We start from the raw sequence: 21,567 nt of genomic DNA, 5'->3' as shown, positions 1-21,567 counted from the left end.
GAAAACCATGACTGATCAGCCTCAGGTTCCAGCCGAAAAGCGCGACGAATCTCCTGCCGAAAACCTCGAGGCGGCGGCGATTGCCGCGTACCTGGAGGCTCATCCGGACTTCTTCGTCGAGCATGAAGAACTGCTCCCGGCGTTGCGCATTCCCCATCAGCGCGGTGACACCATCTCGCTGGTGGAGCGGCAGATGAAGATCCTGCGCGAGCGCAACATCGAGATGCGCCACCGGCTTTCGCAGTTGATGGACGTGGCCCGGGACAACGACCGGCTCTTCGAGAAGACCCGCCGCCTGATTCTCGCGCTGATGGATGCCAACAGCCTGGAAGACGTGGTGATGAGCGTCGAAGACAGCCTGCGCCAGGACTTCCAGGTGCCTTTCGTGAGCCTGATCCTGTTCAGCGACAGTGCCATGCCGGTGGGCCGCTGGGTCACCGCGGCCGATGCCCAGACCGCCATCGGCGGCTTGTTGACCGAAGGCAAGAGCATCAGCGGCAGCCTGCGCGAGCATGAGCTGGACTTCCTGTTCGGCGAAGAACAGCGCCAGCAGATCGGCTCGAGCGCCGTGGTCGCCATCGCCCATCAGGGCATTCACGGCGTGCTGGCCATCGCCAGCCGCGATCCGCAGCACTACAAAAGCTCGGTGGGGACGCTGTTCCTCAGCTATATCGCCGAAGTCATGGGCCGCGTGCTGCCGCGTTTCACTCACTCGCTACGCTCGGTTCGCTGACCATGGAACGACAACTGGACGCCTACTGCGAGCACCTGCGCAGTGAGCGCCAAGTGTCGCCCCATACGCTGCAAGCCTACCGCCGCGACCTGGAAAAAGTGCTGGCCTTCTGCGCCAAGCAGCAGGTTTGCAGCTGGTCCGACCTGGACATCCAGGGCCTGCGCAGCATGATTGCGCGCCTGCACCAGCAGGGCCAATCCTCTCGCAGCCTGGCGCGCCTGCTCTCCGCCGTACGCGGCCTGTACCACTACCTGAACCGCGAAGGCCTGTGCAATCACGACCCGGCCAACGGCCTGGCGCCACCCAAGGGCGAGCGCCGCCTGCCCAAGACCCTGGACACCGATCGCGCGCTGCAATTGCTCGATGGCGCGGTGGAGGATGATTTCCTCGCGCACCGCGACCAGGCGATTCTCGAGCTGTTCTATTCCTCCGGGCTGCGCCTGTCGGAGCTGACCAGCCTCGACCTCGAACAATTGGACCTGGCCGATGGCCTGGTGCAGGTCCACGGCAAAGGCAGCAAGACCCGGGTCCTGCCGATTGGCAAGAAGGCCCGCGAGGCGCTGCAGCTGTGGCTGCCGCTGCGGGCGCTGAGCAATCCACCGGACGACGCGGTGTTCGTCAGTCAGCAGGGCCGACGCCTGGGCCCCCGGGCGATCCAGCTGCGGGTCAAGGCCGCCGGCGAGCGCGAGCTGGGACAGAACCTGCATCCGCATATGCTGCGACACTCCTTCGCCAGCCACATGCTGGAATCCTCCCAGGACCTGCGCGCCGTACAGGAACTTCTGGGGCACTCGGATATCAAGACCACCCAGATCTATACCCATCTGGACTTCCAGCACCTGGCAGCGGTCTACGACAGCGCCCACCCACGGGCCAAACGCAACAAAGGCGGTGAGTAATGACGATCAAGCTGATCACCTTCGACCTCGACGACACGCTGTGGGATACCGCGCCCGTGATCGTCAGTGCCGAAGCCGTGCTGCGCCAGTGGCTGACCGACCATGCCCCGCAACTGGGCGGCGTACCGGTGGAGCATCTCTGGGCCATCCGTGAGCGGGTGCTGAACAACGAGCCGGGGCTCAAGTACCGCATCAGCGCGCTGCGCCGGCGGGTGCTGTTTCATGCGCTGGAGGAAGCCGGCTACGACCAGGGCCAGGCCAATGCCCTGGCCGACCAGAGTTTTGAAGTGTTCCTGCATGCGCGGCACCAGCTGGATATCTTTCCCGAGGTGCTGCCGACCCTGGAGGCGCTGGCCAACCACTTCGCGCTGGGCGTGGTCACCAATGGCAACGCCGACGTGCGCCGCCTGGGGCTGGCGGATTATTTCAAGTTCGCCCTGTGCGCCGAAGACATCGGCATCGCCAAGCCCGATGCACGGCTGTTTCACGAGGCCCTGCAACGGGGCGAAGCCACGCCGGACACCGCCGTGCACATCGGCGATCACCCGGGCGACGACATCGCCGGGGCGCAGCAGGCCGGCCTGCGGGCCATCTGGTTCAACCCGGCCGGCAAGACCTGGGAAGCGGATCGGTTGCCGGATGCGGAAATCCGCAGCCTGACCGAGCTGCCGAAACTGCTGGCGCGCTGGCACAACGGCGCCTGATCGGACGCTGTCGCAATCACTGCAACACCGCATCTCGCCAACAAACGCCCATGAAAAAGCCCGCAGCGACGGCGGGCTTTTTCAGCAAGCAAGTAGCAGGCACTCAGATAGGCCGGCTACCGTACTTGTTATCAGGCTTCTTGGGCGGATCGGCAACCACATTGGCCTCGACTTCCTGCACTTTACCGCCACGGGCCAGGAACTCCTCCATGGCGCGCGCCAGTGCATCACGCTCTTTGTTCTTGGCTTCGACACTCGGCAGCTCGTCTACCGAGACGGCAGCCTTGGCCTTGCCTTTGGCGGTCGGGGCAGGAACATCACTGCCGTCGTCTTCCGCCACATCGTCGGCGGCCGCTTCAAGACCTTCTTCGGTTTCGTCTTCGTCGCCTACTTCGAGGTCGTCGTTTTCCAGATCATCGTCGCTCATGTTCTACCTCATGACTTGCGAAAAGCAGATTAGTTATAGCCCAGCTGAGCCGACTGTCGAAGGCCGCTGGAAAAAAATCAACATCCACTGATAACCAGCGGCTTATGCCTTATCACCGTGCAAGGTGGCAAGGACTTTGCGGGCACCGCCATGATCGCGATGCTCGCCCAGATAAACGCCTTGCCAGCTGCCTAACGCCAAGCGACCCGCCGATACCGGCAAGCTCAATTGACAGCCTAGCAAACTGGCCTTGAAGTGCGCCGGCAGATCATCGGGCCCTTCGTCGTCATGTTCATACCCGGCCATGCCTTGAGGCACCAGGGAGTTGAAGAAACGCTCGAAGTCACGACGAACCGCAGGGTCGGCATTTTCGTTGATGGTCAACGAGGCCGAGGTATGCTGCAGCCACAAATGCAACAGACCGACCCGACATGCCTTCAGTTCAGGCAGGCCGGCGAGCAACTCGTCCGTTACCAGATGAAAGCCCCGGGACCTTGCCCGCAGGGTAATCAGAGTCTGTTGCCACATACAGTTCTCCGCACATTCGGCGCGCATTCTAGCGCGCTCTGGAAAAAAACAAAGTGCCGAATATTCCTCCAATGCTGTAAGTCATTGACCCGAAAAAAAAGCAGTCATCAAACTGGCTGACACGCTCTGGAAAAAACCTTTCAGCTGTCTCTCAATGACAAAACGCAGACAAAAAAATGCCCGGCAAGCCGGGCATTTTTTCGGGCGAGATTACAGGTTGTAACCGCGCTCGTTGTGTTGCGCCAGGTCGAGGCCGACCGACTCTTCTTCCTCGGTGACACGCAGCCCGATGACCACATCCAGCACCTTGAGGATGATAAAGGTCACGATCGCGGTGTAGATCACCGTGAAGCCCACGCCTTTGCACTGGATCCACACTTGCGCAGCGATGTCGGTCACGGTGCCGAAGCCGCCCAGCGATGGCGCGGCGAACACGCCGGTGAGGATCGCGCCGAGGATGCCGCCGATACCGTGCACACCGAAGGCGTCCAGGGAGTCGTCGTAGCCCAGCTTGCGTTTCAGGGTGGTGGCGCAGAAGAAGCACACCACGCCCGCTGCCAGGCCAATCACCAGGGCGCCCATCGGACCTACGGTGCCAGCGGCAGGCGTGATCGCCACCAGGCCGGCAACCACACCCGAGGCGATGCCCAGAGCGCTTGGCTTACCGTGGGTCAGCCATTCGGCGAACATCCAGCCCAACGCCGCGGCGGCGGTGGCGATCTGGGTTACCAGCATCGCCATGCCGGCGGTGCCGTTGGCGGCGGCGGCGGAACCGGCGTTGAAGCCGAACCAGCCGATCCACAGCATGGCCGCGCCCATCAGGGTGTAACCCAGGTTGTGCGGCGCCATCGGGGTGGTCGGGAAGCCTTTACGCTTGCCCAGCACCAGGCAGGCCACCAGGCCGGCGACACCGGCATTGATGTGCACCACGGTGCCGCCGGCGAAGTCCAGCACGCCCCAGTCCCACATCAGGCCACCGTTGCCGGACCAGACCATGTGCGCGATCGGCGCGTAGACCAGGGTGAACCAGATGGCCATGAAGATCAGCATGGCGGAGAACTTCATCCGCTCGGCGAAGGCACCGACGATCAGCGCCGGGGTGATGATGGCGAAGGTCATCTGGAAGGTGATGAACACCGCCTCGGGGAACAGCGCCGCCGGGCCGGTCAGGCTCGCGGGGGTGACGCCGGCCAGGAACGCCTTGCCCAGGCCGCCGACGAAGGAGTTGAAGTTGACGACGCCCTGCTCCATGCCGGTGGTGTCGAACGCGATGCTGTAGCCATAAATGACCCACAGGATGCTGATCAGACCGGTAATGGCGAAGCACTGCATCATCACGGAAAGAATGTTTTTCGAGCGCACCATGCCGCCGTAGAACAGCGCCAGGCCGGGAATGGTCATGAACAGCACCAGGGCCGTCGAGGTCAGCATCCAGGCGGTGTCGCCGGAGTTGAGGACTGGGGCTGCCACTTCGTCCGCCGCCATGGCCAGGCCAGGCATTACGAGGGACAACAGGGCTCCTAGCCCTGCGATTTTACGCAGAGTCATATTGTTTTCTCCTGGGGCGTTGGGTTTGGGGCGGCTTAGATGGCGTCGGTATCGGTTTCGCCGGTACGGATGCGAATAGCCTGTTCCAGATTGACCACGAAGATCTTGCCGTCACCGATCTTGCCGGTGTTGGCGGCCTTGGTTATCGCCTCGATGACCCGATCAAGATCCTTGTCGTCGATGGCGACGTCGATCTTCACCTTGGGCAGGAAGTCGACTACGTACTCCGCGCCGCGATACAGCTCGGTGTGCCCCTTCTGCCGGCCGAAGCCTTTGACCTCAGTAACGGTAATGCCCTGCACGCCGATCTCGGACAGCGACTCGCGCACGTCGTCCAACTTGAACGGCTTGATGATGGCAGTGACTAGCTTCATGAAACTTTCTCCCGAATTGGTGGACTTGCCCCAGGAAAACAAACCCGACTCAAGTCTAAGCGCAGTGCCTGGCTTTGTAACGCATCGTCGGCCTTCCTCGACCAGACCGACGCCAGCTAACCGCTGCTGACGAAACACTTCCCCGCTCCGCCTGCCGCACTGCATTCGTCACAGCGACTGCATCAGTGCATGGGTCATCGGGGACTAAGCAGAAACCTTGCCATCTCGCGAAAACCCACTGATTTCAGTCCCTTGGCCGCCACGACAGAAACCACTTCACCATCATCGCCACGGATACGCACAACAACGGTGCGCCACTGCCCGGCGCGATGCGCGAAAAGCGTGCGTCCCCGCCTGCCAATTGACTATAGACAGTGCGTGATACACTGCCCGCCATTGTTTTCAGGACACTTCCCATGCTCGCGCCCAAAGACCTCCTCGATGCCCTGAGCGGCCATGCCGCCCGCCTGTTCAGCGGCGATACCCCACTGCCCCGCGCCGAAATCGAAAGCCAGTTCAAGGCCCTGCTGCAAAGCGGCTTCAGCAAGCTGGACCTGGTCAGCCGGGAAGAATTCGACAGCCAGATGGTCGTCCTGGCCCGCACCCGGGCCCGCCTGGAGAGCCTGGAGGCGAAGGTCGCCGAGCTGGAAGCCAAGCTCAACCCGAGCGAGCAATAACCACCTCGACCGCGCCCTTGTGCATAGGCTCGACCGTGCAGTGCCTGCCGCCGGTCGAGCCGGCCCCGCCAGTAAAGATTTTCCGCCCTGCCCGTTCATTTCCCGCCTGCTCCGCCGATAACATGTCCAGCGTTTGCGATCCTGGCCACCCTCTGGGCGAGCCATGCCCTACGACACCGCCAAGCAACGCCAACGCTTGCCTCGACTTATTCTTCGTTGTGCACCAGGTAGCCCTATGACCGCGCCAAAACCCTTCAGCCGCTTGGCCTTCTTCGTTCATACCGCCGAGATGCTCAATCACTATCAGGCGGTCTGGAGCCTGCTCGGGGCCGACGCTTTCGATGTGGTCCTGCATGGCACCCATGAAGAGCGCGCGCAAAGCCGCGAACTCATCGGCGGCCTCGGTTACAGCTGTCACGGCAGCCTGGATGTGATCAAGGCCAATCACCGCTATGACGTGGTGGTCTCTAACCACAGCATGTACGACCACGGCTCGCAGCCGATGATCAAGGCGCTGGGCCATCGACAGGTGCGCTTCATGTACGCCCTGGGCAAGTACAAACACAACTTCTCCAGCTGGAACCGGTATTACGACCTGATCCTGTGCTTCGGCCCCTGGCAGGCCGAGCGCCTGCGCGAATGCTGCGACGCCGTGACCTTCCAGATGGGCTACCCGCGCTACGACGCCTACTTCCGCGAAACCTCGCTGCAAGGCCAGCATCCGGCGGACCTGGCCCTGGACCCGACGAAAAAGACCGTGCTGTGGCTGCCGACCTGGCTGGAGCTGTCGTCGATCAGCCGCTTCGCCGACGCCATGGCCGGGTTGTGCGATCGCTACAACGTCATCGTAAAGACCCATCCGCTGTCGGTTGAAACCGATCCCGAGGCGCTGAAACTGCTCGAGCAATACGCGTTCACTGCGGTGATTACCCGCGTCTACGACAACCTCAGCCTGTTCCGTTGCGCCGACTATGTGGTTTCGGACTACGGCGGAACCGCGTTCGGCGCCCTGTACCTGGACAAGAACCTGCTGCTGTTGAACGTACCGGACGCCGAGCAGGACGCGCTGACCGGCGAGGAATCGCCCGATGTGCTGCTGCGCAACGACATCGTCAACCTCGACCCCGAGGCGCGCTGGCAATTGGCCGACCTGCTGGGGGACGAGAGCCTCTGGCAACGGCAGGCCGCGGTCCGTCAGCGCCTGCGTCGCCATTACTTCGCCCCCAGCTATGGTTTCTCGGCGGAGCTGGCGGTACTGGCGCTGCGCAACATCGAAAACATACTCAAGCAGGGGTGAAAGCATGGTGATCTGGCTGGTCGGCATGTCGGGCGCGGGCAAAACCACGATTGGCCGGGCCCTGTATGCCAGCCTGAAAGCGCAACGGCCGCAGACCGTATTCGTCGACGGCGACGAGATTCGCGCGCTGTTCCGCCATGACCAGCAGGCGGACGCCTACAGCGTCGCCGGACGCCGGGTCAACGCCGAGCGGATCCAGGCCCTGTGCGGCTGGCTCGATAGCCAGGGCATCGATGTGGTCTGCTGCATCCTATCGATGTTCCAGGACATCAGCGACGACAACCGCCAGCGTTTCTCCAGCTACCGTGAAGTGTTCGTCGAGGTGCCGCTGAGCACCCTGATCAGCCGTGACAACAAGGGTTTGTATCAATCCGCCCTGCGGGGCGAACAGAGCAACGTGGTGGGCGTGGACATCGAGTATCCGCCGCCGCAACGCCCGGACCTGGTGCTGCATAACCGTCACGAGCCCGACGACATCCCGGGCTATGTGGAACGCATTCGCCAGCTCTGTGGGTATCCACCATCATGCTGAACTACGCCTACAGCGACGGGGACCTGCTGGAAACCCCGCAGACCTATCGCTACAGCAGTTTCCAGGGTGAAGCCTTCGTCGACGCCTGGCGCGCCTCGCGCCTGGCTGCATGCGCCCACCTGCCGGCGCCAGCCTTGCCTGCGCTATATCCGCAAGGCCCGGCGCACGCCGGGGACAGCACGGCGCTGCTGGGCCACCTGTGCCTGGAAATGCGCGCGGGCGCTGGCGTCTCCGGCCCGCTGGCGACCTACTGGCTGCCGCGCCTGCTGAAGAAATTCGAAGTGAGCAAACGTCTGTATGCCGGCTACGAAGCCGCGGCTCCGCACCGTCCGCTGCCCCATGGCAGCTATGGGTCCGCACAGCCTTACCTGTTGCTGGCCGAGTGCATGCTGCACGGCTGGCAGGCAAGCGGCGCGGCCTACTACCTCAGCGGCCTGCTCAAGCTGACGGATACCCTGGTGTCGCAGCAGGGCCGCCTCGCCCCGGACCAGGGCGCCTACCTGGCCTGGCTGCTGACCCAGGAACAACAGGTGCTGGCCACAGTCGCCCGGGAGGCCGGCCTATGAACCGCGCTCGCCTGCTGATCCTCTGCGCCCGCACCGCACGCTCGGTCGCCTACCTGCAAGGCTTGGCGGCAGCCGGGATCGAACCTGAAGCGGTGATTGTCTACGGTCAGGGCGGCGGCTCGTTACAGACCACCCGCGAGTTGCAGGTACAGTCTCTCGCAGAGCTGTTCTGCCCGGACCTGAGCCAGGACCTCGACACCTGCCTGGCGGCCCTGGACTGGCCCCACGAGGTGTGCCCGGCCCAGGCTCTCGACGATCCACAACTGCTCGCGCTGATCGCCCGCCAGGCGCCGGACCTGGTCGTCTACTCCGGCTACGGCGGGCAACTGGTGCCGGCGGCCCTGCTGAGTCGCTACCCGGTGCTGCATATCCACTCCGGCTGGCTGCCGGACTATCGCGGCAGCACCACCCTGTACTACCAGATCATCGAGCAGCGTGAGTGCGCCGCCAGCGCCCTGCTGCTCGACGAGCAGATCGACACCGGCCCGGTGCTGGCGCGCAAGACCTATCCCCTGCCCCCGCCGGGCATGGATGTCGACTACCTGTATGACAATGCGATCCGCGCCGACCTGCTGGTGGAAGTCCTCGGCCACTGGCGACGCGAAGGCGCCCAAGCCCTGCGGCCCCTGCCGGCCGAAGCCGAAAAGCCGCCTTACTTCATCATTCACCCGTTGCTCAAACACCTGGCCCTGCTGGCGGTGGACAAACACAAGGACGCGCCATGAACCCGGTCGCCGAAAACATCGTTCGTTTCGGGACCAAGTCCGAAACCCTGGAGCGCCTGCAGCCGCGGGTCACCCGTTCGCACATCCTGCCGCTGTACTTTTTCACCGCCCGGCAATGGCGGGACGATCCCGCTGACGTGCTGCAGAACATTGCCCGACTGGAGCCTGACGGCTTTTTCGTGATCGTGCGCAGCAGCGCGCAGAACGAAGACAGCGTCAACAGTTCCATGGCCGGCCTGTTCACCAGTTGCCTGAATGTCAGTATCACCGACCCTCGGGCCTTGAGCGTCGCCATCGAACAGGTGATCGCGTCTTTTGCCGAGCACCGCTGCGAGGACAACCAGATCCTGATCCAGCCGATGCTGACCTCGATCCAGATGAGCGGCGTGGTGATGACCCACGACCTGGAGCATGGCGCCCCTTATTACGTGGTGAACTACGACGACGAGAGCGGCCTGACCGATACCATTACCGGCGGCCAGGGCATCCAGAAAACCGTGCTGGTGTACCGCGACACCGAGAGCGCCCAGCTGCGCTCCCCGCGCTTGCAGGCAGTGATCGATGCCTGCCGGGAGCTGGAAACGCTCTGCGGTAACGTGCCGCTGGACATCGAGTTCGCCGTCGACCACCACCAGCAGGTCTATGTCCTGCAGGTGCGGCGCATCACCCTGTGCAACACCTGGCACCCGGTCACCGAACGGCGGGTGGCGCGCCAGCTGGAGCACATCCAGCGCTTCCTGGCCAAACGCCTGGCGCCCCAGGCCGGCCTGTATGGCGATAGCACCCTGCTGGGGGTGATGCCTGACTGGAATCCGGCGGAAATCATCGGCACCACCCCGCGCCCGTTGGCGGCCTCGCTGTATCGGCGCCTGGTGACGGATTCGACCTGGCGCGAAGCCCGCGCCCTGATGGGTTACCACCACCCGCGACACCAGGCCCTGATGGTGATGCTCGGCCATCACCCGTATATCGACGTGCGCTGCAGCTTCAACTCATTCCTGCCGGCGGGCCTGGAACCGGGGTTGTGCACTCGCCTGGTCAATGCCTGGCTGCAGCGCCTGCAGACCCATCCGCAATGGCACGACAAGGTCGAGTTCGAAGTCGTCCAGACCTGCCTGGACTTCACCTTCGACGCCGACTTCGCCGAGCGTTATGGCGACAGCCTCAGCGCCGTCGAACAACGGGCCTATCGCACGGCCCTCGACCAACTGACGCTGCGGGCGCTGAGCAGTGAGGGAGCCGGCGCGCTGCCGCCCTTGCTCGATCGGGTGCGCACCCATGAGCGCCGGCAGCAAAGCCGGCGCCTCGACGCCCTGCCGGCCGACCTCGACAGCATCCACCGCCTGCTGCTGGACTGTCGCGAGCAAGGCACGCTGCCGTTCGCCATGCTTGCCCGGCATGCGTTCATCGCCGAGGCCCTGCTGCGTTCGGCCTGCCGCCGGGGCGCCCTGAGCAACGAGCGCCTGCTGGCCTGGAAGCAATCGATCCACACCGTAACCACCGAATTGACGCGCGAATACGCCCAGGTCTGCGCCGATGCCCGTACCCTGCCGGCGTTCGTCGCCAAGTTCGGTCATCTGCGCCCCGGCACCTACGACATCACCTCACTGCGCTACGACGAGCGCCACGACCTGTTCGCTGCCGCGACCGTCGAGCTGGGTCACGGCGAGAGCCCGCAGACGGCATTCCAGCTGCAACCCGAAGAACGCCAGGCCCTGCAACGGCTGATTGACGAGCAGGGCTGGCCGCTGTCGACCGAACACCTGCTGGACTACGCCAGCCAGGCCATCCAGGCCCGGGAATACGCCAAGCTGGTGTTCACCCGGGACCTGTCCGATGCCCTGCAATTGCTGGTGAGCTGGGGCGCCGACGTCGGCCTGGCCAGGGAAGACTTGTCCTTTCTCGATATCCACCCGCTGCTCGACAGCCTCACCGCGCCACTGATGGATGACACTGATCGGGTCCTGCTGGAGTCGGCCAGCCAGGCCCGGCGCAGTTATGAACAGGGCATCTCGCTGAAGCTCGGGCACCTGATCAGCGCGGTCGACGATGTGTTCGTCGCGCCGCTGCATCGCAGCCTGCCCAACTTCATCACCCGGCAGAACGTCGAAGCCATCGGCATGGAACTGCGCCAGGACACCCCGGCCTCGGCGCCGCTCAAGGGCAAGATCGTCTGCATCGAGAATGCCGACCCCGGCTACGATTGGGTCTTCACCCGCGGCATCGCCGGGCTGGTCACCCAGTACGGCGGGGCCAACTCGCACATGGCCATCCGCTGCGCCGAGTTCGGCATTCCGGCGGCCATCGGCTGCGGCGAACAGCTGTTCAACCGGATCCTGCGCAGCCCGCGCATCGCCCTCAATTGTCGCGACAAGACCCTGAGCCCGGTGCAGCCATGAAACGTCTCGGCATCACCCTGAGAACCTGCAACCCGCAGGCCTACGACGAACCGCGCGATGGCCTGGCCAGGGACTGGTACCGCTTTTTCACCGAGCTCGGCTGCGGCCACCAATGGCTGCTGCTGCCCAACCTGGGCGAAGACACCGTGGCCTATGCCCGGGCCCAGGGCGTGCAAGGCGTGATCTTCAGCGGCGGCGACGATCTCGGCAGCGACCCGTTGCGCGATCAGAGCGAGCAGACGCTGCTGGCCCACTGCGTGGCCGAGCGGCTGCCGGTGCTGGGGGTCTGCCGCGGGTTGCAACTGATCCACAGCTTTTTCGGCGGCCGGCTGGCCGATGCCGATCGTGACGTGCACGTCGCGCAACGCCACCTCATCACCGTGCTGGCCGCCGACGAGCTGCCCTGGCTACAAGGCCAGGCGGCTTCGCGATCGGTCAATTCCTTCCACGGCAAACAGTTGCTCGACCCGTTGCCCGCCGCCCTGCGCCCCTGGGCCCTGGACGCTGCCGGGACCTGCGAGGCCCTGGTGCATACCCACCTCAAGGTGGCCGGCATCATGTGGCATCCCGAGCGCGAAGCAGCGCTGGACAAAGCCGATCGACAACTGTGCCAATGGCTCTTTGAGTGACCTGACATGAAAGCCGTAATTCTCGCCGCCGGCCGCGGCTCCCGCCTGAAACACCTGACCGCCGCGCAACCCAAGCCCCTGGCCCGCCTGGCTGGCAAGCCGCTGCTCGAATGGCAGTTGCAGGCCCTGGAAAACGCCGGGGTCGACGAGGTGCATCTGGTCAGCGGTTATTGCAGCGAAGCCCTTGAAGGCTACGGCCAGAGCCGGCTGTACAACCCGCATTGGGCCAGCAGCAACATGGTGCGCAGCCTGATACGCGCCGACGCCCTGCTGTCCAGCGAACCGACCCTGGTGTGCTACGGCGACATCGTCTATCGACCGGACATCGTCCGCGACCTGATGGCCTCCCAGGCGCCCCTGAGCATCACCTACGATCTCGACTGGTGGGACTTGTGGTCGACGCGTTTCGATGACCCCCTCAGCGATGCCGAAAGCTTCCGCCAACAGGCCGGCCAACTGCTGGGTATCGGTGAAAGGGTCGCCAGCCACGAGGAAATCGAAGGCCAGTACATGGGCCTGCTGAAATTCACCCCCGCGGGCTGGAGCCAGGTCCGGGCGCTGCTGGCCGGCATGAGCGAGCAGCAGATCGACAAACTGGACATGACCAGCCTGCTGCGCGCCCTGCTCCAGGCCGGAACCGCTATCGCCACCGTGGCCATTCGTGGCGGTTGGGTGGAAGTCGACAATCAGTCGGACATCGCCCTGTACGAACAGCGCATCGCCCAACCGGGCTGGTCCCACGACTGGCGCAGCTGAGCCACTCGCCGCAACATCCTGAGCCGATTTTCCGGCGCGGCGATGCTCCGGCCGGGGCTAGGCTTGCACAACCGCAGGACGCGGTTTCCCAGCCTCAAGGAACGAGTCATGTCTCTGGCCATTGTCCACAGCCGTGCCCAGACCGGCGTGCAAGCGCCGGCCGTGTCGGTCGAAGTCCATCTGGCCAACGGCCTGCCGGCCCTGACCCTGGTGGGCCTGCCCGAAGCGGCGGTCAAGGAAAGCAAGGACCGGGTGCGCAGCGCCATTCTCAATGCCGGCTTCGATTTTCCAGCCCGGCGCATCACCCTCAACCTCGCCCCGGCCGACCTGCCCAAGGACGGCGGGCGCTTCGATCTGGCCATTGCCCTGGGCATTCTCGCCGCCAGCGTGCAGGTGCCGACCCTGGCCCTGGAGGACGTCGAATGCCTGGGCGAGCTGGCGCTTTCCGGCGCGGTTCGTCCGGTGCGCGGTGTGCTGCCGGCGGCCCTGGCCGCGCGCCAGGCCGGACGCACGCTGATGGTGCCGCGCGCGAATGCCGAGGAAGCCTGCCTGGCGTCGGGACTGAAGGTGATTGCCGTCGAGCACTTGCTGGAAGCCGTTGCGCATTTCAACGGCCATACACCGATCGAACCCTATGTTTCGGACGGCCTGCTCTACCAGAACCGGCCCTACCCCGACCTGAATGAAGTACAGGGCCAGCTGGCCGCCAAACGCGCGCTGCTGGTGGCCGCGGCCGGTGCGCACAACCTGCTGTTCAGTGGTCCGCCGGGCACCGGCAAGACCTTGCTGGCCAGCCGCCTGCCCGGCCTGTTGCCGCCGCTGGAGGAGCAGGAAGCCCTGGAAGTGGCCGCCATCCAGTCGGTCACCAGCCATACTCCGCTGAGCCATTGGCCGCAGCGACCGTTTCGCCAGCCGCACCACTCTGCGTCAGGGCCAGCCCTGGTGGGTGGAGGCTCGAAACCACAACCCGGGGAAATTACCCTGGCCCACCACGGTGTGCTGTTTCTCGACGAGTTGCCGGAATTCGATCGCAAGGTATTGGAGGTGCTGCGCGAGCCGCTGGAGTCTGGGCAGATCGTCATCGCCCGGGCTCGCGACCGGGTGCATTTTCCGGCGCGTTTCCAGCTGGTGGCGGCGATGAACCCTTGCCCCTGTGGATATCTTGGCGAGCCCAGTGGCCGCTGCCGCTGCACCCCGGAGCAGATCCAGCGTTATCGCAACAAACTCTCCGGGCCGCTGCTCGACCGCATTGACCTGCACCTGACCGTGGCCCGGGAAAGCACCGCCCTCAACCCCAAGCCCCAGGCTGGGGATAACACCGCGCAAGCCGCGGCCCTGGTGGCCCGCGCCAGGGAGCGGCAACAACGGCGCCAGGGTTGCGCCAATGCTTTTCTCGACCTGCCGGGCCTGCGCCGGCATTGCCAGTTATCCACAGCCGACGAGCGCTGGCTGGAAATCGCCTGCGAACGCCTGACCCTGTCCCTGCGCGCCGCCCACCGCCTGCTCAAGGTCGCCCGTACCCTGGCGGACCTCGAGCAGGCCGAGCAGATCAGCCGCGAGCACCTGGCCGAAGCGCTGCAATACCGGCCGGCCGCGAGTTGAGGAGAATCACTCCTTGCTCAGGTCCACCAGCGGCGTCGGCTGTACTTCGGTCTTCCGACCGTTCTGGATCTGGCTGATCTCGGCCAGGGACTTATCCACAGCCGCCTTGTCGGCCAGCAGGCTGTAGTGGATCTGGAATTGCTTGCTCTGCCCGGCCTCGATGGTCGGCACCAGGCCCAGCGGACGCTGGTAGCGACGGTTGTAGGAGAAACTGGTGCCCGGTTCCAGGCCGGTCACGTAGCCCTGGCCCTGGGTATCGGTGTTTTTCCACAGGGAGAACACCGGCAACTGCCGGGTATTGAAGCCCACCGCCACACCGAGGCTGCCGGCCTTGTTGTGCAGCACCGTCAGGGTATCGCCCTGGGCATCGGCGTACGGCACCACGTTGTAGACAGTCTCGTCGTAATCCCGGGTCGGGCCGCGGTAGGTCTGCCAATCGGCAAGGTCGGCCTTGGCCTTGTCATTGAACGGCGACACCTGCTTCACCGCAGCGGCGAACTTCGCCCCCTCTTCGAGGAACGGCGTGCTGAAGTTGCTGTGATACAGCGCCTGGTATTCCTTCGGATAGTCGCCGTTGTTGGTCAGGGTGTCGTTGAGGGCGAAACTGACGCTGCCCGGCTCGGTCACCAGCTCGGTGGCCACCGAGAAATCGACCTTCTTGAACGCCTGTTCCTTGAGCTCGCCGCGCAGGCTGATGGCGTATGGCGGCTTCTCGTCGATATGCAGGGTGACCTTGTTCGCCGGGATGTTCGCCGCGCGACCGTGCAGGGTCATCAACTCACCGTTATCCATCCCCGGGTGCCCGACCCACTCGTAGCCGCAGCGGGTCACCAGTTCGTTGAAACCCTCCAGCCAGCCCAGGCCGCCGCGACCGTTAAGCTCGATGAACGCCGGGTTGACCACTTCCTTGACCGGCGAATCCCAGCCCATGCGCACCTTGCCGACGGAAGCCTGCAGCACGTTCATGCCACGGGTCGGCACCACCGAGAGCTTCATCGCACCGTTGTCGATGTCGACAATGCTTACCCCTTCCTGCCGCCCGCCATGCAGGGTGCGCAGGGTCACGGAAAAGGGTTGTTCGGTCTTTACTCCCAGCTGTTGGCTGGTGATATGGAAATCCTGGGCGGCCTTGTCGGTATCGAGCAGGACATAGTCCCAGGCCATGGCATGGGAAGCAGCGGTGAACGCGGAAAGAGCGACCAGCAGTCGGAGCGGAGTCATGGGCGTATGCCTTTATTGGAGTTGTGGGATTTTTATAGCGCTGATGAAACGTTTCAGCAACCTAATTTCCGCAACAGGCCGGCACACTCGAACGCCTCTCCAGGGCTCAGCGAATCTTCAATAACAGCTCAACCACTTCCATCACCTCGTCCATCGCCGCTGCGGCGGCCTCGGCCGAGGGTCGCAGCAACAGGCCGTCGGCATGGCCCATGATCTGGGCGAAGATCTGCCGGGCTGCGCGTGCGGGTGATGCGCATTGGAAAACCTGGGCCTGCACGCCGGCTTCGATGATGCTGGCGAGCAGGGCCTGCCACTGCTCATCCACCCTCTGGTAGGCCTCCGCCAGCGCGGTGTCGTGCATGGCTTCATCCCAGGCATCGAGCCACAGCGCCCAGCTGTCTTCGGCAGACACCGGCAGGCAATCGCGCAGGAATCCATGCAGGGCCTCCAGCGGCGGCAAGCCAACCAGGGGCGCGCCTACGGCGTCCAGTTGCTCGGTGGCGAAGCGCACGAAGGCTTCACGACGCAATTCATTCCAATCGCTGAAATAGTGATAGATGTGGCTACGGGACAGGCCGGCGTGGTCCGCCAGGTCGCGGGTGGAAACGGCGGCGAAGCCCTTGCTGAGAAACAGCTCCAGGGCGGCGGCGATGATCTGGTCTTTGCGGTCGGTACGGGACATGCGGGCATTACCTCAGGGCGCCGGTGGATGGATGGCGCTTGCATTTTGAGCGGTCGCTCAAATATCATTGAGCGATCGCTCAATAATAGCGTTTATCTTCCATCCGGTGCACTCATGCCAGCCGTTACCCCGCAAGTCCTGATCGATGAAAGCAAAAAAATCGGTCAGCAATCCGCCAGCCAGACCCTGAAAGCCATCGCCCGCGCCTACCCCGGCAAGCTGTTCTGCACCTTGTCGCTGGTGGCGCTGGAGAACGCGTTGCTGTTGGCCTACCCGCTGTTTGCCGGGTTCGCCGTGGACTCGATCATTCGCGGCGACGCCGGCAGCGCCCTGGTCTACGCCCTGGTGGTGCTGGCGTTCTGGGTGGTCGGGGCCGCGCGGCGGGCGGTGGATACCCGCACCTTCACGCGGATCTACGCCGACCTCGCGGTGCCGGTGATTCTCAACCAGCGCCTGCAGAACCAGAGCACCTCCACCGCTGCGGCGCGGGTGGTGCTGGCCCGGGAGTTCGTCGACTTCTTCGAGAAACACGTTCCGACCATCGCCACCGCGCTGGTCTCGATTGTCGGCGCGGCGGTGATGCTGCTGGTGATCGAACCCTGGGTCGGCCTGGCCTGCCTGCTGACCTTGCTGCTGTGCGTCACCCTGCTGCCGCGCTTCGCCCGACGCAATCAGGAGCTGCATGAGCGCCTCAACGACCGGCTGGAAAAGGAAATCGGCCTGGTGGCCAAGGTCGGCGCCACCTCCCTGCAACGGCACTACCGGCTACTGTCGCGGCTGCGGATCTGGTTATCGGACCGCGAGGCCGCGGCCTATCTGCTGCTTGGCTCGGCGGCCGCGCTGCTGTTCGTGATCGCCATCAGCCAGCTAGCGCTGACCGAGGGGGTCAAGGCCGGCCATGTGTACGCGGTGATGACCTACCTGTGGACCTTTGTCAGCAGCCTGGATGAAGCGCCGACCATGGTCGATCAACTGGCGCGCCTGCGGGATATCGGCAAGCGGGTGGACCCGGGCCTCGCCGAACCGGCCGAGCCCCGCTGAAACCTCAGAACGGCCGGATGCGATAGCCGTTGCCATCCTTGGCTTCGGCGAACTTGTAATACGCCGACAGATTGACCTTCTCGGCGATGTGCTGGGTGAACGACACGCCGTCATCGCCCCACACGCGACCGATGTGGCTGTAGGCAAAGGCTTGCGCGGCCCACTGCTTGTCGCCCTTGCCCATGTTGTTCATGGCCACGTAGCCGGACGACGTCCTCGACATGCCGCTGACCTCGCCACTGACATCGTTCTGGCCGTTGGTGACCGGGGAAATGAACACCTTGGCGCTGGTGGTGCGGGCCTCGGCGTATTGCGAGAGCTTCTGGTTCTCCGAGTGGTTGAGCACCAACAGCACCTTGCCCTGCAGTTGGCTGGCGGTCGGCCAGGACTTGCCCTTGAGCGAGCCCTGCAAGGCACTGCTGCTGACACCCAGGTGCTGGGCCAGGTCGCCCGGGGTGTAGAGCTTGCCCTGGAAAATCCGGCTGACCAGGTCATCGAAGTCTTTCGGCGTACGCCCGGAGCTTTCCTTCGACCAGCCCTGCTTCTTGTCGAGGATCAGGGTAATCGGGAAGTGCCCGGGATGGCTGTCGCTCCAGAGCTTGATGTCGTTGAGGCAGGCCTCGAGATCGTTGGTGCCGTTGCCGTCGCCGGTGCAATTGTTGTCATTGCCGGACTGGAACAGGCTGCCGGGGTTGTGCCGCACGAACCAGTGGCGGGGCGAACCTCCGGTGACCGCATCGCGTTGGTCCCAGAAGTCCAGCTCCAGGGTGCGCACGCTGTCGAGCACGCTGGTGAAGGTGCCGGCGTACTGTTTTTCGTAGCAGTTATGGCACGCCACCTGGGCGATAGCGTTGAAGGCGGTGTACCAGGAAGCCGGGGAAATGAATCCCACAGCCTCCTGGCTGGACGCCATCTGGCTGGCCAGCACCAGGGGCAGCACGGCGGTACGGAGGGCAAAGCGAGTGAGACGGGACATGTCAGCTCCTGCCGGGAAGGCATCCTGTAGGGAAATCGCCCCTATGGTTTAGCCCAGCCCCGCGCATTTGCAATCGGCCTCCCCAGTCGCGGTCAACGACCACGCAACCGCTATCAACGGAAGCGATCGACCTCCTGGCGCAAGTCCGCCGCCAGCTTCTCCAGCTCCTTGGCGGTGATCGCCAGGTTCGACACCACTTCGCGTTGTTCGCTGTTGGCCAGGGCAATGCTTTGCAGGTTGCTGCTGAGCAGGGTCGCCGTGCTGCTCTGCTCCTGGGTCGCGGTGGTGATCGCGGCGAACTGCTGGCCGGCCGAGCGGCTCTGCTCGTCGATGCGCGCCAGGGCCGAGGCGACATTGGCGTTGCGCGACAGGCCTTCCTGCATCAGCACATTGCCCTGCTCCATGGTGGCGATGGCGTTGCCGGTTTCCTGCTGGATGCTGTTGATCATCCCAGAGATTTCATCGGTGGCTTCGCGGGTGCGCGAGGCCAGGTTGCGTACCTCGTCGGCGACCACGGCAAAGCCGCGGCCTTGCTCGCCGGCACGCGCGGCCTCGATGGCGGCGTTCAGCGCCAGCAGGTTGGTCTGGTCGGCAATCGCGGTGATCACCCCGACGATGCCGCCGATTTCCTCGGAGCGCTGGCCCAGGGTATTGATCACATTGGCTGTGCTGTTCAAGGCGCCGGCGATCTGCTCCAGCGACGCCGAGGCTTCCTCCATCGAGGTGCGGCCGATCCGCGTCTGCTGGGCATTTTCCTGGGCCAGGCGCTCGGTGTTGCCCATGTTGTCGGCAATGTTCAGCGAGGTGGCGCTGAACTCCTCCACCGCCCCGGCCATGCTGCTGATCTCGCCCGACTGCTGTTCCATGCCCTCGTACGCCCCGCCCGACAACCCGGACAACGCCTGGGCCCGGCCGTTGACCTCCGCGGCGGCCTTGCGGATGTGCTCGACCATGGTCGACAGGGCCTGGCCCATCTGGTTGAAACTGCCTGCCAATTGGCCGATCTCATCCTGGCTGGAGACATTCAGGCGCGCACTCAGGTCGCCTTTACCCAAGGCATCGGCCTGGCGCACCAGATCGCCCAGCGGCGCAAGCTTGCTGCGCAGCAGCCAGACCGTGGCGCCCACCGCCAGCAGCATTGCCAACAGGCTGCCAATGACCAGCCGCAGACCGACGCTCCAGGTCACCGCGCGAATCTCGGCCTTCGGCATGCTCGCCACCACCGACCAGGGCCCGCCTTCGAAGGGCACGGCGACACTGTAGAAGTCCTCGTTCTTGTCGCTCCAGAAGTGGCCCTTGCCCGGCTGCCTGGCCAGTTCAGCGATGGTCGCCCCCGCCGGCTCCAGGGCCTGCACGCCGGCCGGCGGCACCAGCCACTTTTGCTGTTCGTCGAGCAACGCCAGGGAACCGGTCTGGCCGATGCGGAAGCGCTTGAGGTTGTCGAACTGGGCGTTCTGCGCATCGGTGTAGTCGAAGCCGACGAACAGCACCGCAATCACCTGGCCGGCGCTGTCCCGCACCGGCGTGTATTGGGTCATGTACAGGCGCTCGAAGAGCAGCGCGCGGCCGACATAGCTCTGCCCCGCCATGAGTTTCTGGTAAGCCGGGTGCCCATGGTCCAGCAGGGTGCCGATGGCGCGGCTGCCGTCCTGCTTGCTCAGCGAGGTGCTGACGCGGATGAAGTCGTCGCCGCTGCGCACGAACACCGTCGCCACGCCGGCGGTCATCTGCTTGAACTCGTCGACCTCCTCGAAATTGTTGTTCAGCACCACGTCGCCCAGGTGCAGGCCCGGAGTCTGGGTACCGGCCACAGTCACCGGCTGGTCCGGGTGCAGGCTCAGGCCGCCGCTGAAACGCTTTTCGAACAGCCCGCTCAGGCGCTGGGTGCTTTCGCGCAGGGTGCCGTGGAAGGTATTGAGCTGGTCGGCCAGCAGCCGTGCCTCACTGGCCAGGTGTTCTTCCCGGGTGGCGAGGTTGGCGGCGTCCAGCGAGCGCAGGGCGAAGACAGTACTGCCGCTGATCACGATCGCCAGTACCACGGCGAGTGCGAGACCAAGCTGCGAGGCGATCCGGGCACGAGGTTGAGGCATGACAGCTCCTGGCCGAGAGACCGGATCGTCCTGATCGCGTCACACGCTCGGCAATGGTTCTAATAAGAATGAGGTGTCGGAACCTCTCAGAACGAAGGTTCCACTTCCAAGGATTCGGCGGCACCGATCAATACTTGAGCGCGCTGGACGGGTATCGCGCAGGCCCCTGGTCACGGGGCCTTCATCGTTTCAGCCGAGACGCTCTACGTCGGGCAATTGCATGGCGCGGACCTCGTTCTGGAGAAAATCGCTGAGGCGGCGCAAACGTTCACCTCCAGGCCGGGTCTTGGGCCAGACCAGGTAGTAATTCTCGCCACTGGCCACCGCCGTCGGCCAGGGCAGGCTCAGGCGTCCCTGGGCCACATCCTCGGCCACCATCAGCAGGTCGCCCATGGAAACCCCGTAGCCGCGGGCCGCGGCGATCATGCCCAGCTCCAGGGTGTCGAACACCTGCCCGCCCTTGAGCGAGACCTGCTCGGACAGGCCCATGCGCTCCAGCCAGTTGCGCCAGTCGCGGCGATCTGGCGTCGGGTGCAGCAGCTCGGTGGCCGCCAGCCGCGCCACATCCCATGGCTGGTCGTTGAGCAGGTTCGGCGCGCCCACCGGGATCAGCAGTTCCGGAAACAGGTAGCTGGCTTCCCAGTCCGGCGGAAAGTGGCCGTTGCTCAGCAGCACCGCGCAGTCGAAGGGCTCCTGGTTGAAGTCCACCGAATCGACGTCCATCCAGGCGCTGGTCAGTTGCACTTCGTTGCCCGGTTGCAGATGGCGGAACCGGCTCAGGCGCGCCAGCAGCCAGCGCATGGTCAGGGTCGAGGGTGCCTTCATGCGCAAGATGCCGTCCTCGGCGCGCAAGGTATCGCAGGCGCGCTCGAGGGCGGTGAAGCCCTCGCGAATGCCTGGCAGCAGCAGGCGCGCGGCTTCGGTCAGTTGCAGGTTGCGCCCGCTGCGCTGGAACAGCCGGCAGGCGAAGTGGTCTTCCAGGGTGCGGATATGCCGGCTGACCGCACTCTGGGTGATCGACAGCTCTTCGGCCGCGCGGGTGAACGAGCTGTATCGCGCCGCGGCTTCAAAGGCGCGCAAGGCATACAGGGGCGGAAGACGACGGGGCATGGCAGCACTCCACAGGCGCAATGGCGCCAAGTTACCAGAATCCGCAAGCAT

22 protein-coding genes are annotated in these 21,567 nt (G+C 64.5%); 13 read left to right on the top strand and 9 right to left on the bottom strand.

Annotated features, from left to right (window positions below; all coding sequences use genetic code 11):
• The first annotated feature begins 7 nt into the window (after positions 1-7).
• The 3 genes from CRO75_RS05550 to CRO75_RS05540 are packed head-to-tail and all read left to right on the top strand — an operon-like array spanning position 8 to position 2,336.
• Positions 8-733 (top strand): DUF484 family protein, encoded by a 726-nt coding sequence (locus CRO75_RS05550; protein ID WP_097134672.1) that lies wholly within the window; start codon positions 8-10, stop codon positions 731-733.
• A 2-nt stretch (positions 734-735) separates the two neighbouring features.
• On the top strand, positions 736-1,632 hold the full coding sequence (gene xerC / locus CRO75_RS05545; RefSeq protein ID WP_007926657.1) for a tyrosine recombinase XerC: 897 nt from the start codon (positions 736-738) through the stop codon (positions 1,630-1,632).
• On the top strand, positions 1,632-2,336 hold the full coding sequence (locus tag CRO75_RS05540) for an HAD-IA family hydrolase (RefSeq protein ID WP_097134671.1): 705 nt from the start codon (positions 1,632-1,634) through the stop codon (positions 2,334-2,336). Before xerC ends, CRO75_RS05540 begins: the two co-directional genes overlap by 1 nt.
• A 103-nt stretch (positions 2,337-2,439) precedes the next feature.
• Here CRO75_RS05540 and sutA read toward each other — a convergent pair whose 3' ends face one another.
• The 4 genes from sutA to glnK all read right to left on the bottom strand — a co-directional run bounded on the left by sutA (position 2,440) and on the right by glnK (position 5,213).
• Positions 2,440-2,763 carry a transcriptional regulator SutA gene (gene sutA / locus CRO75_RS05535; protein WP_007926654.1) on the bottom strand — a complete coding sequence of 108 codons (324 nt, stop codon included), beginning with the start codon at positions 2,761-2,763 and terminating at the stop codon, positions 2,440-2,442.
• A gap of 102 nt (positions 2,764-2,865) precedes the next feature.
• Complete coding sequence (locus tag CRO75_RS05530; RefSeq protein ID WP_097134670.1) at positions 2,866-3,291, bottom strand: secondary thiamine-phosphate synthase enzyme YjbQ; 426 nt, start codon at positions 3,289-3,291, stop codon at positions 2,866-2,868.
• Between the two features lie 210 nt (positions 3,292-3,501).
• Positions 3,502-4,839 carry an ammonium transporter gene (locus CRO75_RS05525; protein WP_097134669.1) on the bottom strand — a complete coding sequence of 446 codons (1,338 nt, stop codon included), beginning with the start codon at positions 4,837-4,839 and terminating at the stop codon, positions 3,502-3,504.
• 35 nt (positions 4,840-4,874) lie between these two features.
• On the bottom strand, positions 4,875-5,213 hold the full coding sequence (gene glnK, locus CRO75_RS05520) for a P-II family nitrogen regulator (protein ID WP_002555808.1): 339 nt from the start codon (positions 5,211-5,213) through the stop codon (positions 4,875-4,877).
• A 416-nt stretch (positions 5,214-5,629) separates the two neighbouring features.
• On the opposite strand from glnK, the gene CRO75_RS05515 reads away from it, so the two are divergent.
• The 9 genes from CRO75_RS05515 (at position 5,630) to CRO75_RS05475 (ending at position 14,396) form a co-directional block, all read left to right on the top strand.
• Complete coding sequence (locus tag CRO75_RS05515) at positions 5,630-5,890, top strand: accessory factor UbiK family protein (RefSeq protein ID WP_007926648.1); 261 nt, start codon at positions 5,630-5,632, stop codon at positions 5,888-5,890.
• A gap of 235 nt (positions 5,891-6,125) precedes the next feature.
• Positions 6,126-7,187 (top strand): CDP-glycerol glycerophosphotransferase family protein, encoded by a 1,062-nt coding sequence (locus CRO75_RS05510; protein ID WP_097134668.1) that lies wholly within the window; start codon positions 6,126-6,128, stop codon positions 7,185-7,187.
• Positions 7,188-7,191: 4 nt separating this feature from the next.
• Positions 7,192-7,719: an adenylyl-sulfate kinase gene (locus tag CRO75_RS05505; RefSeq protein WP_097134667.1), complete on the top strand. Its 528-nt coding sequence runs from the start codon at positions 7,192-7,194 to the stop codon at positions 7,717-7,719.
• Complete coding sequence (locus tag CRO75_RS05500) at positions 7,713-8,285, top strand: hypothetical protein (RefSeq protein ID WP_097134666.1); 573 nt, start codon at positions 7,713-7,715, stop codon at positions 8,283-8,285. Before CRO75_RS05505 ends, CRO75_RS05500 begins: the two co-directional genes overlap by 7 nt.
• Positions 8,282-9,010 (top strand): formyltransferase family protein, encoded by a 729-nt coding sequence (locus CRO75_RS05495; protein WP_097134665.1) that lies wholly within the window; start codon positions 8,282-8,284, stop codon positions 9,008-9,010. The genes CRO75_RS05500 and CRO75_RS05495 overlap by 4 nt, the downstream gene beginning before the upstream one ends.
• Positions 9,007-11,409 (top strand): PEP/pyruvate-binding domain-containing protein, encoded by a 2,403-nt coding sequence (locus CRO75_RS05490; RefSeq protein ID WP_097134664.1) that lies wholly within the window; start codon positions 9,007-9,009, stop codon positions 11,407-11,409. Before CRO75_RS05495 ends, CRO75_RS05490 begins: the two co-directional genes overlap by 4 nt.
• Positions 11,406-12,038, top strand: a complete 633-nt coding sequence (locus tag CRO75_RS05485; protein WP_097134663.1) for a gamma-glutamyl-gamma-aminobutyrate hydrolase family protein — start codon at positions 11,406-11,408, stop codon at positions 12,036-12,038. Before CRO75_RS05490 ends, CRO75_RS05485 begins: the two co-directional genes overlap by 4 nt.
• Before the next feature lie 6 nt (positions 12,039-12,044).
• Positions 12,045-12,794 (top strand): phosphocholine cytidylyltransferase family protein, encoded by a 750-nt coding sequence (locus tag CRO75_RS05480; RefSeq protein WP_097134662.1) that lies wholly within the window; start codon positions 12,045-12,047, stop codon positions 12,792-12,794.
• A gap of 108 nt (positions 12,795-12,902) precedes the next feature.
• Positions 12,903-14,396: a YifB family Mg chelatase-like AAA ATPase gene (locus CRO75_RS05475; RefSeq protein ID WP_097134661.1), complete on the top strand. Its 1,494-nt coding sequence runs from the start codon at positions 12,903-12,905 to the stop codon at positions 14,394-14,396.
• Positions 14,397-14,402: 6 nt separating this feature from the next.
• Here CRO75_RS05475 and CRO75_RS05470 read toward each other — a convergent pair whose 3' ends face one another.
• Entirely contained in the window at positions 14,403-15,617 is a 1,215-nt protein-coding gene (locus tag CRO75_RS05470; protein ID WP_097134660.1) for an aldose 1-epimerase family protein, read from the bottom strand.
• Between the two features lie 106 nt (positions 15,618-15,723).
• Complete coding sequence (locus CRO75_RS05465; protein ID WP_097134659.1) at positions 15,724-16,299, bottom strand: TetR family transcriptional regulator C-terminal domain-containing protein; 576 nt, start codon at positions 16,297-16,299, stop codon at positions 15,724-15,726.
• 114 nt (positions 16,300-16,413) lie between these two features.
• On the opposite strand from CRO75_RS05465, the gene CRO75_RS05460 reads away from it, so the two are divergent.
• Positions 16,414-17,340 (top strand): ABC transporter six-transmembrane domain-containing protein, encoded by a 927-nt coding sequence (locus tag CRO75_RS05460; protein WP_177409724.1) that lies wholly within the window; start codon positions 16,414-16,416, stop codon positions 17,338-17,340.
• Between the two features lie 4 nt (positions 17,341-17,344).
• On the opposite strand, the gene CRO75_RS05455 is transcribed toward CRO75_RS05460, so the two are convergent.
• The 3 genes from CRO75_RS05455 to CRO75_RS05440 form a co-directional block, all read right to left on the bottom strand.
• Positions 17,345-18,316 (bottom strand): Ca2+-dependent phosphoinositide-specific phospholipase C, encoded by a 972-nt coding sequence (locus tag CRO75_RS05455; RefSeq protein ID WP_085532854.1) that lies wholly within the window; start codon positions 18,314-18,316, stop codon positions 17,345-17,347.
• Between the two features lie 113 nt (positions 18,317-18,429).
• A complete protein-coding gene (locus CRO75_RS05450; protein ID WP_097134657.1) occupies positions 18,430-20,406 on the bottom strand; it encodes a methyl-accepting chemotaxis protein in 1,977 nt (658 codons plus the stop codon).
• Between the two features lie 189 nt (positions 20,407-20,595).
• On the bottom strand, positions 20,596-21,516 hold the full coding sequence (locus CRO75_RS05440) for a LysR substrate-binding domain-containing protein (RefSeq protein WP_007926627.1): 921 nt from the start codon (positions 21,514-21,516) through the stop codon (positions 20,596-20,598).
• Positions 21,517-21,567 lie beyond the last annotated feature (51 nt).

It is taken from the genome of Pseudomonas sp. LAMO17WK12:I10 (genome assembly GCF_900215185.1).
Classification (GTDB): domain Bacteria; phylum Pseudomonadota; class Gammaproteobacteria; order Pseudomonadales; family Pseudomonadaceae; genus Aquipseudomonas; species Aquipseudomonas chlororaphis.
This window is presented reverse-complemented; position numbering and strand designations above follow the sequence as displayed.

Bases quoted from the DNA above. Each gene is read 5' to 3' on its own strand.
- CRO75_RS05540 (WP_097134671.1), top strand. From the start codon at position 1,632: ATGACGATCAAGCTGATCACCTTCGACCTCGACGACACGCTGTGGGAT.
- CRO75_RS05460 (WP_177409724.1), top strand. From the start codon at position 16,414: ATGCCAGCCGTTACCCCGCAAGTCCTGATCGATGAAAGCAAAAAAATC.
- CRO75_RS05525 (WP_097134669.1), bottom strand. From the start codon at position 4,839: ATGACTCTGCGTAAAATCGCAGGGCTAGGAGCCCTGTTGTCCCTCGTA.
- CRO75_RS05490 (WP_097134664.1), top strand. From the start codon at position 9,007: ATGAACCCGGTCGCCGAAAACATCGTTCGTTTCGGGACCAAGTCCGAA.
- CRO75_RS05480 (WP_097134662.1), top strand. From the start codon at position 12,045: ATGAAAGCCGTAATTCTCGCCGCCGGCCGCGGCTCCCGCCTGAAACAC.
- sutA (WP_007926654.1), bottom strand. From the start codon at position 2,763: ATGAGCGACGATGATCTGGAAAACGACGACCTCGAAGTAGGCGACGAA.
- CRO75_RS05495 (WP_097134665.1), top strand. From the start codon at position 8,282: ATGAACCGCGCTCGCCTGCTGATCCTCTGCGCCCGCACCGCACGCTCG.
- CRO75_RS05550 (WP_097134672.1), top strand. From the start codon at position 8: ATGACTGATCAGCCTCAGGTTCCAGCCGAAAAGCGCGACGAATCTCCT.
- CRO75_RS05485 (WP_097134663.1), top strand. From the start codon at position 11,406: ATGAAACGTCTCGGCATCACCCTGAGAACCTGCAACCCGCAGGCCTAC.
- CRO75_RS05470 (WP_097134660.1), bottom strand. From the start codon at position 15,617: ATGACTCCGCTCCGACTGCTGGTCGCTCTTTCCGCGTTCACCGCTGCT.
- CRO75_RS05455 (WP_085532854.1), bottom strand. From the start codon at position 18,316: ATGTCCCGTCTCACTCGCTTTGCCCTCCGTACCGCCGTGCTGCCCCTG.
- CRO75_RS05505 (WP_097134667.1), top strand. From the start codon at position 7,192: ATGGTGATCTGGCTGGTCGGCATGTCGGGCGCGGGCAAAACCACGATT.
- glnK (WP_002555808.1), bottom strand. From the start codon at position 5,213: ATGAAGCTAGTCACTGCCATCATCAAGCCGTTCAAGTTGGACGACGTG.
- CRO75_RS05450 (WP_097134657.1), bottom strand. From the start codon at position 20,406: ATGCCTCAACCTCGTGCCCGGATCGCCTCGCAGCTTGGTCTCGCACTC.
- CRO75_RS05510 (WP_097134668.1), top strand. From the start codon at position 6,126: ATGACCGCGCCAAAACCCTTCAGCCGCTTGGCCTTCTTCGTTCATACC.
- CRO75_RS05475 (WP_097134661.1), top strand. From the start codon at position 12,903: ATGTCTCTGGCCATTGTCCACAGCCGTGCCCAGACCGGCGTGCAAGCG.
- xerC (WP_007926657.1), top strand. From the start codon at position 736: ATGGAACGACAACTGGACGCCTACTGCGAGCACCTGCGCAGTGAGCGC.
- CRO75_RS05465 (WP_097134659.1), bottom strand. From the start codon at position 16,299: ATGTCCCGTACCGACCGCAAAGACCAGATCATCGCCGCCGCCCTGGAG.
- CRO75_RS05515 (WP_007926648.1), top strand. From the start codon at position 5,630: ATGCTCGCGCCCAAAGACCTCCTCGATGCCCTGAGCGGCCATGCCGCC.
- CRO75_RS05530 (WP_097134670.1), bottom strand. From the start codon at position 3,291: ATGTGGCAACAGACTCTGATTACCCTGCGGGCAAGGTCCCGGGGCTTT.
- CRO75_RS05500 (WP_097134666.1), top strand. From the start codon at position 7,713: ATGCTGAACTACGCCTACAGCGACGGGGACCTGCTGGAAACCCCGCAG.
- CRO75_RS05440 (WP_007926627.1), bottom strand. From the start codon at position 21,516: ATGCCCCGTCGTCTTCCGCCCCTGTATGCCTTGCGCGCCTTTGAAGCC.